General features: G+C 50.4%; 9 protein-coding genes. 7 read left to right on the plus strand and 2 right to left on the minus strand.

Annotated features, from left to right (window positions below; translation table 11 throughout):
* The 3 genes from AAF564_22935 to AAF564_22945 all read left to right on the plus strand — a co-directional run.
* On the plus strand, positions 1-690 hold a 690-nt coding region (locus AAF564_22935), incomplete at its 5' end, for a hypothetical protein (GenBank protein MEM8488422.1).
* Positions 691-1,096: 406 nt separating this feature from the next.
* Positions 1,097-1,741, plus strand: a complete 645-nt coding sequence (locus AAF564_22940; GenBank protein ID MEM8488423.1) for a M23 family metallopeptidase — start codon at positions 1,097-1,099, stop codon at positions 1,739-1,741.
* A gap of 110 nt (positions 1,742-1,851) precedes the next feature.
* Positions 1,852-2,331: a hypothetical protein gene (locus AAF564_22945; protein MEM8488424.1), complete on the plus strand. Its 480-nt coding sequence runs from the start codon at positions 1,852-1,854 to the stop codon at positions 2,329-2,331.
* Between the two features lie 30 nt (positions 2,332-2,361).
* Here AAF564_22945 and AAF564_22950 read toward each other — a convergent pair whose 3' ends face one another.
* Positions 2,362-3,237: an AraC family transcriptional regulator gene (locus tag AAF564_22950; protein MEM8488425.1), complete on the minus strand. Its 876-nt coding sequence runs from the start codon at positions 3,235-3,237 to the stop codon at positions 2,362-2,364.
* Positions 3,238-3,430: 193 nt separating this feature from the next.
* On the opposite strand from AAF564_22950, the gene AAF564_22955 reads away from it, so the two are divergent.
* From AAF564_22955 to AAF564_22965, 3 genes are all read left to right on the plus strand, one after another.
* Positions 3,431-4,189 carry an SDR family oxidoreductase gene (locus tag AAF564_22955; protein ID MEM8488426.1) on the plus strand — a complete coding sequence of 253 codons (759 nt, stop codon included), beginning with the start codon at positions 3,431-3,433 and terminating at the stop codon, positions 4,187-4,189.
* Positions 4,190-4,353: 164 nt separating this feature from the next.
* A complete protein-coding gene (locus AAF564_22960) occupies positions 4,354-5,250 on the plus strand; it encodes an alpha/beta fold hydrolase (protein ID MEM8488427.1) in 897 nt (298 codons plus the stop codon).
* Positions 5,247-5,633 carry a hypothetical protein gene (locus AAF564_22965; GenBank protein MEM8488428.1) on the plus strand — a complete coding sequence of 129 codons (387 nt, stop codon included), beginning with the start codon at positions 5,247-5,249 and terminating at the stop codon, positions 5,631-5,633. Before AAF564_22960 ends, AAF564_22965 begins: the two co-directional genes overlap by 4 nt.
* A 21-nt stretch (positions 5,634-5,654) precedes the next feature.
* Here the strand turns inward: AAF564_22965 and mutS are convergent, their stop codons facing one another.
* A complete protein-coding gene (gene mutS, locus AAF564_22970) occupies positions 5,655-8,345 on the minus strand; it encodes a DNA mismatch repair protein MutS (protein MEM8488429.1) in 2,691 nt (896 codons plus the stop codon).
* A gap of 505 nt (positions 8,346-8,850) precedes the next feature.
* Between mutS and AAF564_22975 the strand changes: the two genes are divergently transcribed.
* On the plus strand, positions 8,851-10,392 hold the full coding sequence (locus AAF564_22975; protein MEM8488430.1) for a hypothetical protein: 1,542 nt from the start codon (positions 8,851-8,853) through the stop codon (positions 10,390-10,392).
* The last annotated feature ends 462 nt before the right edge of the window (positions 10,393-10,854 follow it).

The raw sequence follows: 10,854 nt of genomic DNA on the forward strand, positions 1-10,854 counted from the left end.
CCACGGAAGGTGCAGCTTGATTCGTTGGATATGGTGGCGAGATACAACCACTATTTTGAGCAATGGAAAAACGACAAACTAAACGTCGCAAAAACGGATTCTCTTCGTGAAATAATTTGGACGTATGCTCACCATTTGAGGCGATATGGACAGCCTCAAGCCCTTGCTTTTCTAGATCAGGTTGCAATAGAGACTAGCGGCCAAATAGAACTACAAGCAGGCATCGGCTATACCAGAGCAGATGTGCTTAACCGACCTGGCACAAACCACGAAGTGCTTGCCCATAACAGAGCTCTTGTCTTGCACGCAATTAAAGTAATCCCCGAATGGCAAGAAAGAGCCTACATGCTGCTTTCCCAAATTTATGCCAATGCAATTGCGACGACACATCATGCGTATCCCAAGTCGTTCAAAAGATCAGATCTCACAGCGGCTGACCGCTTGATGTTCAATTTGGTCATAAATTACCTTGAACGTGCCATTGCTGTTCAAAAGTCGGGCGCATACAAAACAGGCTTCTCCTCCATCAAACATTACAACCAACTCATTGATCAATTTTATACCTTCCAGTTCACCAAAACTGACCTGGAAGCAATGGGACTTCAGCCTGGACAGCGGGTTTTGATAGATATGCATCCTTACGAATGGGTGCAGGACACAACGACAATTCGCCCAAGCCCATCAAATTAGCGCATCACATACAGAAGGCATGGCCAGTTTTTTACACAACGCAGGGTTCGAGAAACATACAACATGCGTCTAACAGCCTGAGTACGTTTGGCTTCACGTGTTTATTAGACGAATCGGTGCAAACCAAGAAGCTTTACTATGCGTTACAGTTTTCAGGCGCGAAAACGACATTCCAACCAGTATGGAGTAAGAGCCATTGCTTCTAAAGAACAATCAATTAAACGCCAAAACCTTTATTTTCACCTGCTGGATTGCAGCAGGAAGCCTTATAACATCTCCTGCCCTGGGACAACGTTGCGAAGATGTTTGTATCGATGATATTCGGTCAAGGCGTTCTGTAGATTTTCTCGTTGAAAACACACTTTCTATACCTGCATGGGTTTCTGTATCCATTGACTCCGAAAACATGCAAGCCGACGAGCGCCTTCCTTTTACTGCCATTTTCCCGCCAGATGCCAAAATGCCGGCGTTCAACCTATCGGTAGCAAATCCGTATCGCTCCTGGCGATATGAGTACAAGTTTGAATGGCGCGGCGCGGAAGGATATGGCGGTGAACATGACGATACCTACCAATATGGCATGCCTTACGCCACTGGCACGTCACACCGTGTAGTGCAGGCCTTCAACGGAAAATTTAGTCACCAGGGCAAAAATGCCATCGACTGGGGCATGTCGGAAGGCACGCACATCCACGCGGCACGTGAAGGACTGGTTATTTATGTAGAGGCTTCAAACAACAAGGGTGGCCCGGAGGAGAAATTTCGTGAGTTTGTGAACTATATTCTCATCCGGCACCCAGATGGCACCATTGGGGGGTACTACCACCTGCAGCAAAATGGCAACGCCGTTCAAATTGGTGACCGAGTAGCCCGCGGACAATTAATTGGGTACTCAGGCAGTACAGGGTATGCATCGGGACCCCATCTGCATTTTGAAGTCTATTATCGCAACAAGAAGGTTGACAAACGCACCATCCCCATTAGATTTGACAACGGCCAGGCATCAGGTATTTTATTACAAGAAGGCACACGTTACCGGGCCAGCAACTAGGCTTTGTCTGATTGGTCGAAAACAACCAGAGACAAAGCCGTATCCTGAGCGAATGCGGAGGATCATTCTAGCGTTTTTTCCAAGCACTGCCTAAACCCGTTACCCCTGGCATGACGATTAAAAACAAGTGGCTCTTTGCAGCCGGCATTTGCAGTTTGCTCGTAGCCATCCTGCATGTATTCATCATTATTGGCGGTGCTGAGTGGTACAGGTTTTTTGGTGCTGGTGAAGCATTTGCCCAAATGGATGAAGCCGGCTCCATCTATCCTGCGCTGGCCACGGCTGGCATCACGGTTGTGTTTGCGCTGTGGGCGGCCTACGGTTTCTCCGGGGCTGGCACAATCAGGCGTTTGCCCTTGTTGCGTATTGCACTCGTACTCATTGCCGGTATTTATCTCATTCGGGGCATCGGCGGAATTCCTCTTGTGCTCTTTGGCAGCGACGCCTACCTCCAGGAGTTGAGTGAAAGTCCAACCTTCCCGTTCGTCTCTTCTCTCGTCAGTCTCGCTTTTGGTGTGCTCTATACGATAGGCACAAAACAGATCTGGCAACAGCTTGGCGCAAGAGCCGGCGCAAGGCAAAACGTATAAACATCATCCAATAGAAGATCGCAGCATCTGCTAAACCGCCTTGTCCAAACTGGGCGCTGCGCCAAATTTCCTAGCGTATTCGCGGCTGAATTGCGTTGGGCTTTCATATCCTACCTGAAAAGCTGCACTGGCTACCGTAAATCCCTTGTCCATCAAAAGCCTGCGGGCTTCAATGAGGCGCATGTTTTTCAGGTACTGCAATGGGGTTGTCGCGGTCAGGGCCTTGAAGTGTTCATGGAATGAAGACGTACTCATGCCCGCAATGCTGGCCAACTCAGATACAGAATACGGCGCTGCAAAATCAGTCTTGATGTGTGCGATGACTTTCGCAAGCCGGCTTGCGTGGCTTTCCCGACGCAACAGTTGGCGCAACATAACGCCATGTTTTGCCAGCAACACGCGGAAATGAATCTCCCGAAGAATCAGCGGCATCAAAACACCTGCTTCATCAGGACGATGCACAAGGTCAAAAAGACGGGAGGCAGCATTAACAAGCGCTTCTTCCGTTTCGCCCACATGTAGTGCCCGCGATTGCGCTGCATCTAGCACAGCTTCTCCAACCTCATCATACAGGCTCCGCACAATTTGCATATCAAGCGAAATTACAAGCGCAAGGTATGGTTTTTCTGCGCTTGCATCTATGATCCGGGAAAACACAGGCACGTCATGGCTGACGATCAGCGACTCACCCGCCTCAAAGTATAGTTTGTGCGTCCCGACAACCGTTTCTTTGCTTCCCTGGAGGATCAGGCAGAGCAAAGGGTTATACAGGACTGCTTTCAGCGAAGTAGGCGCATGGCTTCGCAACACAGTTAAACATGGCAACGGCGTCGCACTCACGCCCTCAGCAGAACCGCTGCTATTCGCAAACGCACGCACCCGGTCAATCAGATTATCACCTATCATCTACCAACCCATTTTTCATAGAAACGCAAAACCCAGCATAAAACTAACTCCTAACTCAAGATAGCTCCACTCACAAAGCCAAATCCAGCAGGTCGGAGAAATAGGCAGACTTTCCGGAGCATCAGGCAGGCCGGCGACAGCCAACCACGCTACCTTGATGTTGCTTTAAAAACGACAACCAATGAATAAGCATATGTCAACCAAAATAGCACTTATTACTGGCGGAAGCCGAGGCCTTGGCAAAAGTATGGCACTGCATGTTGCAGCAAAAGGTGCAGGCGTTGTTATCACCTATTTAAACAATGCAGCTGATGCACAAGCCGTTGTTGCCGAGATTGAGAGAGCCGGTGGCAAAGCGGCAGCATTACAGCTCAATACTGGTAACATCAGCCATTTCCCAAAATTCGCCGGCCAACTCCGAGACACAGTCAATACACTATGGGGAAAAACAGAGATTGATTTCCTTGTCAACAATGCAGGCGTCGGTGCGCACAATGTCATTGCTTCTACGACGGAAGAAGAATTTGACCTGATGATAAACGTACACGTGAAAGGCGTCTTTTTCCTTACCCAACAGCTCCTGCCTATGCTGGCAGACCAGGGACGCATTATAAATATTTCGACTGGCCTCACCCGATTCTCCTATCCCGGCTACGCAGCATATGCAGCAGCCAAAGGTGCCGTTGAAGTATTTACACGCTACCTCGCAAAAGAATTGGGCGAAAGACAAATCGCTGTCAACACCATTGCCCCGGGCGCTATCGAGACCGACTTTGGCGGTGGGGCAATTCGCGACAATGCAGAACTCAACCAGTTTGTAGCGTCCACCACAGCACTCGGCCGCGTAGGGCTGCCAGACGACATTGGCGGCGCAGTTGCCAGTTTGCTCATGGATGACAATCTCTGGGTCAATGGCCAACGGATTGAGGTCTCTGGTGGCCAGCACTTATAAGATCGGCATTCATACGAATTAAGGATAAAATCAAAGGTCCCGACAAGCATGCAGGCGCCAAAACTGGTGGCCTACATGCTTGTTGTACAACTTTACGGGATCTCAACCTGCTTTATCCGTAGAATAGAAATCCAGACGAACAGCAACTGTCCACCGCCGCCAACATGGAACAGGTTCAATTCTCCGCGCTCGACCAAACGAAGCTTACAGGCAGCCTATTCGAACCCAAGCAGCTCGCGCACACCCTGTTGCTCATTAACTCAGGCACGGGTATTCCAAGGCGATTCTATACGCGATTTGCGCGCCACGCAGCGGAACGCGGTTTTGCAGTATTAACTTACGACTACAGAGGCATTGGCGACTCTGCGCCTGAATCGCTTGTAGGCTACGACGCCCGATATAGAGACTGGGGACAGCAGGATGTGCCGGGCGCTATCAATTACTTAACTTCTCGTTATCCCGACCTTCCCCTGACAATTATTGGCCATTCTACAGGTGGGCAGCAACTCGGCCTGGCAGAAAATGTTGACCGGGTTCAAGCTGCCGCTTTCATTGCTGTATCCACTGGCTACTGGCGCGGCATGCCGGCCATTTATAAATGGTTCTCGCTTGTAGCCTGGAAACTCTACCTACCACTAGTTTCACGCCTCTACGGCTACGCCCCGGCCAGAAAAATACGCTGGGGTGAGAACCTGCCTAACGGTGTTGCAAAAGAATGGGGTGCGTGGTGCCTCGAACAAGAATACCTCGCCGCTTATTTTGACAACACAGGGCACCGCACCAGTCCGGATGGCTCGCCATTTGGCCCGCAATACTTTCACAAGGTACAGTTTCCAATCCGCGCCTACTACTTTACAGATGACCCCATAGCTACACCAGCTAACGCGACACCCATGCTGGCCCTGTTCAAAAGAGCTGCCATTGAAAAGGTCTGGATTAATCCGACTGAACTTGGGCTAAAAGAAGTTGGACATCTCGGATTTTTCTGGAAACACATTGGCAAATCCCTTTGGGACGAAACACTCACCTGGCTCCAAACAAACGCCACCAAAACCCTATGATCAACACAAGTCAACGCGACAGGCTGCTGTGGATTGACGGCACGGCCGGCACCTTTGTCGGCATAACCACCTTGCTGTTGCTAAATTGGCTATACCCACTGTATCAGTTACCTCGAAATATCGTGCTCATCATTACGGCAGCGAATCTGGTCTACGGCGGCTATGCCCTCTTCGTCGCATCCCGAAAAAAACGCCCGATTGAACTTGTCGTTGCTCTAGCGGCTGCCAATCTGGCGTGGATGTTCGTCTGCATTGGCTTCCTGGTTTTTTACGGTAAACAGGCCAGTATATTTGGATTGATGCACATCGCAGGAGAAGGCGCATTCGTAACAATGCTGGCAGTCTTGGAATGGCGGTGGCGCTACGATTTACAAACCAGCTAACCACTGATTTACCAGGGCATCTTACGAGCCTACAATTTTCTTCAATTCAACCAGCTTGAGCAGCGCCTCGACAGGCGTCATACCGTTGGGTTCAAGGCTCCGCAACAGTTCTGCAGCTTCGGAAGCAGCAGGGTCCTGGACTTGAAACAGCGACAATTGATGGGCAGCACTGAGGTCTTCCATACCGGCAGCGGCTGCTACACGAGGACCATCCGTTGGCTTGCCGGCCGCATCACCGCCGTGGATTTCCAATTGCTGGGACTCCAAATGTTTGAGCACTTCCTGCGCGCGAGCAATGAGCGGTGACGGTAATCCAGCCATCCGCGCCACTTCGATCCCATAAGAATGATCTGCACCTCCGGGAATCAATTTTCGTAAAAAGACCACTTTGCCGTTGTGCTCTTTTACCTGAACCCGCAGGTTAACGATTCGCCCATAGCGATCTTTCAGCTCATTGAGTTCGTGATAGTGCGTGGCAAACAGGGTTTGTGCAGCAACGCGTTCGGTTTCATGCAGATACTCAACCAGTGCCCAGGCAATAGAGAGTCCATCAAACGTGCTGGTACCACGCCCTACTTCGTCCAGCAAAATCAACGAACGCGGTGTTGCATTGTTGAGGATGTTGGCCGCCTCGTTCATTTCAACGAGAAATGTACTCTCCCCGGAAGCAAGGTTATCGGAGGCCCCTACCCTGGTAAAAATCCGATCAACAATCCCCAGTGTCGCTTTTTCAGCCGGCACATAAGCGCCAACTTGCGCCAGGAGTACAATCAATCCGGTCTGCCGCAACACAACACTTTTACCGGCCATATTAGGACCCGTAATAATCAGAATTTGCTGCGATGCGGGATCCAGCGACACACTGTTAGAAATAAAGGGCTCACCCACCGGCAGCGTCTTCTCTACAACAGGATGCCGGCCTTCAACAATCTCAATACCCAGGCCATCGTGTACATCAGGCCGCGTATACTTGTGCTGCACGGCCACTTCGGCAAGGCTAACCAGGCAATCGAGCATGGCCAGAAGCCGGGCATTCAGTTGTAGCGATGCGGTGTGCATGGCCACTTGCTCTCGGATCACCTGAAACAAGGAGGTTTCAATGTGCGTGATCCGTTCCTGCGCCGTAAGGATTTTTTCTTCGTACTCTTTGAGCTTTGGCGTGATGTAGCGTTCAGCATTCACCAGGGTTTGCTTCCGGATGAAATCATCTGGCACTTTGTCTTTGTGCGCGTTGGTGACTTCGAGGTAGTACCCAAATACTTTGTTGAAACCGACCTTGAGTGATGGGATGCCGGTACGTGCTGACTCCTCCTGCTGGAGCTTTACGATCCAGTCGCGACCAGACCTGGCAATGGTCCGCAGTTCATCGAGCTCTTCATGGTACCCTGGCCGAATGTATCCACCATCCCCGAGCTGCGCCGGCGGTTCGTCAACCAGTGCCTCTCCTACCAGTTGGGTTACTTCGTTGCACGGTGTAAGCTGAGCCGTAATGCTTTTGATGGCTTCGATAGTTTCATCAGCCAGAATCGACTTAATTTGAGGAATGGCAGCCAAAGTAGTTTTAAGCGCAACCATCTCACGCGGGGTCGCACGCCCTGTAGAGATCCGCGCAGCCATGCGCTCCATGTCGCCAACCGTCTGTAAGGTTTCCTGCATTCGCCCCCGGAGGAAGTCGGATGTAACAAACCCCGACACAGCATCAAGGCGCCGATGGATTTGCTTTAGATCCCGCAGGGGCCGCACAAGCCATTTGCGCAACAGACGCGCACCCATCGGCGTGCGGGTCATGTCGAGAATTTGAATAAGCGACCCTTCTTGCTGCCCACTTTGCAGTGTAGATACAAGTTCAAGGTTGCGCCGCGTTTGCGCATCCAGCATCATGAATGTATCACTGGCGAAATAATTAACGCGATCAATATGCGGAAGCCTGCCTTTCTGGGTTTCCCCAAGGTAGTACAGTGCCACACCGGCCGCGACAATACCGGCCGGAAAATCTTCGACGCCAAACCCTTTCAACGAGTGCGTCTTAAAGTGCCTGAGTAGCGTTTCGTAGGCAAAATCGTAACCAAAACACCAGTCCTCTTGTGGCGTGACAATGACACCCAGGTCGCGCAGCCAGCGAATATCGTCGTGCCGGCGCTTATCAACCAGTACTTCCGTGGGTGCAATGGTCTGAATGAGCTCTTTGAGGTCGCGGGCGTCTACTTCGGCGAGGTAAAACTCCCCTGTAGATGCATCAATAAACGAAAGGCCGGCGCGGCCGTTTTTCGATTTTTCGGGCCAATGCACCGAGGCAAGGTAATTGGAGCGCTTGGGATCGAGCAACTGCTCGCGAAATGACACACCGGGCGTGACAATCTCGACTACGTCACGCTTTACTATTTTCCGGGCCGTTTTTGTGTCTTCAAGCTGTTCACAGATGGCTACCCGATGACCGGCTTGCACAAGCCGGGGCAGGTAGTTGTCGAGTGCGTGGTACGGAAAGCCGGCAAGCGGAACGTGACTCGCTTTACCATTGGCCCTTTTTGTCAAGGTGATCCCAAGTACCTGGCTTACAACAACAGCATCATCCTCAAACGTTTCATAAAAATCCCCCAAACGAAACAGCAGTAAAGCGTTCGGGTGCCGGTCTTTGATTTTATAGTACTGACGCATCAGCGGCGTGGGTTCGCTCCCTTTTGCTGATGCTTTCTTTTTGGTGGTTTTCCCCATTAAAATTAACTACTCCGTTACCGTGGCCCTGACATGGAGCCTGCGTCTATTTCCGTATCAGAATGAAAATAAGAAAAAGGTGCCTACTTAACCGACTGCAGCCGCGATTGTTGTGGAATAGTTTCCCGGTAGGGAAATTTTCTCCCCCCTGCATTTTTGAAGCAGGTATTAATGTGAGACTAAATTTTACAATGTGCTTACCCACATTATCGGAACAGTACAGCCCCATGCCACGTCTGTTGTTGCAATTTCTTACACCTCTACTTCATTTCTACACCCTAAATTAAGCGCCTCATTACAAAATAGGGTATAAAAACGCATTGATCTTGCGCGAAATACCCTATGGCACAATTTTTTCAGTTCATACCGTGGCAATACGCAGATCCCTTTCGATGTATTGACTGCTATTCATCTCGAACATTGCGTTTTCTCTAATTCTACCGATTAATTATTTAACCAATCAAAACTTATGTCTCCTCTTTCATTAACCAATCAAAAAATGGACATGGCACGTCAGATACTGCTGCTTTTCGTTTTTGGCCTGGTGGTAGCAATTGCGCCAGTTCAAGCCAATGAATCTCCTCTCGACAAAAACGCCGATAGCGAAGTACAGGCCAGCCTGCTAGCCCCTTCTTACAGCGTTATTGTGCCAGGTGGTGGCGGCAACCCATTCCCAAACATGACCTCTGACACCTTCAGCTCACCTAGTTTTGGTGACATTGACGGCGACGGCGACTATGATATGTTCAGTGGCACAGAAGCTGGCGGCATCGCATATTTTGAGAATACTGGCGACGCTGACAATCCAAACTTTGTCCAGCAGACAGGTGCAAGCAATCCTTTTGACGGCGTTGACGTAGGCGATAAATCTACAGCGGCCCTCGTTGATATGGATGGCGACCTTGACTACGATATGGTCATCGGTGAAGAACTTGGCACGTTCCTGTACTACGAGAACACAGGCACCACAATGGCGCCAACGTTTGTAGCTGTAACCGGCGCCAGCAACCCATTTGATGGCGTTGACGTAGGTAACCGTTCTCAGATTACGTTTGTTGACCTTGACGCAGATGGCGACTTCGACGGCGTAAGCGGCGAGTTTGCTGGCAACATCAACTACTTCGAGAACACGGGTACCGCCATGGCGCCTGTTTTCACTGAGCAGGTTGGTGGTTCTAACCCGTTCAACGCCTTCACCGCAGGTGGTAATAACATCTCAACTGCTGCACTTGGCGATGTTGACAACGACATGGACTATGACTTCGTCATGGGCAACAACGACGGTACGTTCTCTTACTTCGAAAACACAGGCACCATGATGGCACCTGCGTTTACCGAACTAACTGGCGTTAACAACTTGTTTGATGGTTTTGACGCGGGCGTTGCGTCTTCACCAGCAATCGTTGACATCGACAATGGCAACGGCGTGGACATGATCAGTGGCAACACCGACGGTGATTTCTACTTCTATGTAAACGCTGACCCACTGCCAGTTGAACTGTCTTCTTTCAGAGCTGTACGCAACCTCAACAAAATCACGTTGACCTGGACAACAGCCAGCGAAACCAACAATGCAGGCTTTGAAGTCCAGAAGTATACGCCTCGCGGTTTTGAGACCATTACCTTTGTAGCCGGCGCAGGTACAACAACGGAAGCGCGTTCTTATTCCTTCACGGTTGACACCAACCTGCCAGGACGCCATCGCTACCGCCTGAAGCAGGTGGACTTCGACGGCGCATTTGAGTATAGCTCAGAAGCATCTGTAGCTGTTGCGCTTGAAGAAGCCTACCACATGACGCAGACCAGCCCTGAGCCTTTCAACCCGCAGGCAACGTTCAACCTCACGGTTGCAAGCAGCCAGCAGGTAACCATCGGTGTGTACGACATGCAGGGCCGTATGGTAGAATTGCTGCACAGCGGCGAACTACAGGGAGAGCAGCCATACCAGTTCTATGTTGTAGCCAACAACTGGGCCAGTGGCCGCTACCTTATCCGTGCAGTGGGTGAAGCCTTCACGGCAACACAAATGGTTACACTACTCAAGTAACCTGAACTAGCACCGACATCGCTAGAAAACGGCGGTTGATTTTCAAATCAACCGCCGTTTTTTATTTATGGAATAAACACTTTACCCCAAGGATAGTTGCATCTTTAGTCGATTTGGAAGAATACAATCGAATGGATTCTCCAGCAGGATGCCGCATAAAATATTACCCGTTCCGCCCGTTATGCCACTGCCTTTTCCCCTCAATATCCGTAAAGATTACCTATTAGACGGTAAATCGCGTGTCTCAAAGAAGTCTTTTTGTACACAATTGACGTTTTCTACCTCCAACTATCCCGGGCGAATACTCCTAAACGCCCCCTTGCCTTAATCAGTATTTTTGGTATCTTCAGGTCCCTCTAGGCCCTAAATTGGTCTCTACCCTAACAGGTCACACCTGCTGTGCCGGCAAATATCCTCCGTCAGACCAAACCATCTGACACCCCTCCATTTGCTACACCGCAC

This window comes from Bacteroidota bacterium (assembly GCA_039111535.1).
In the GTDB taxonomy this organism is placed as follows: domain Bacteria; phylum Bacteroidota; class Rhodothermia; order Rhodothermales; family JAHQVL01; genus JBCCIM01.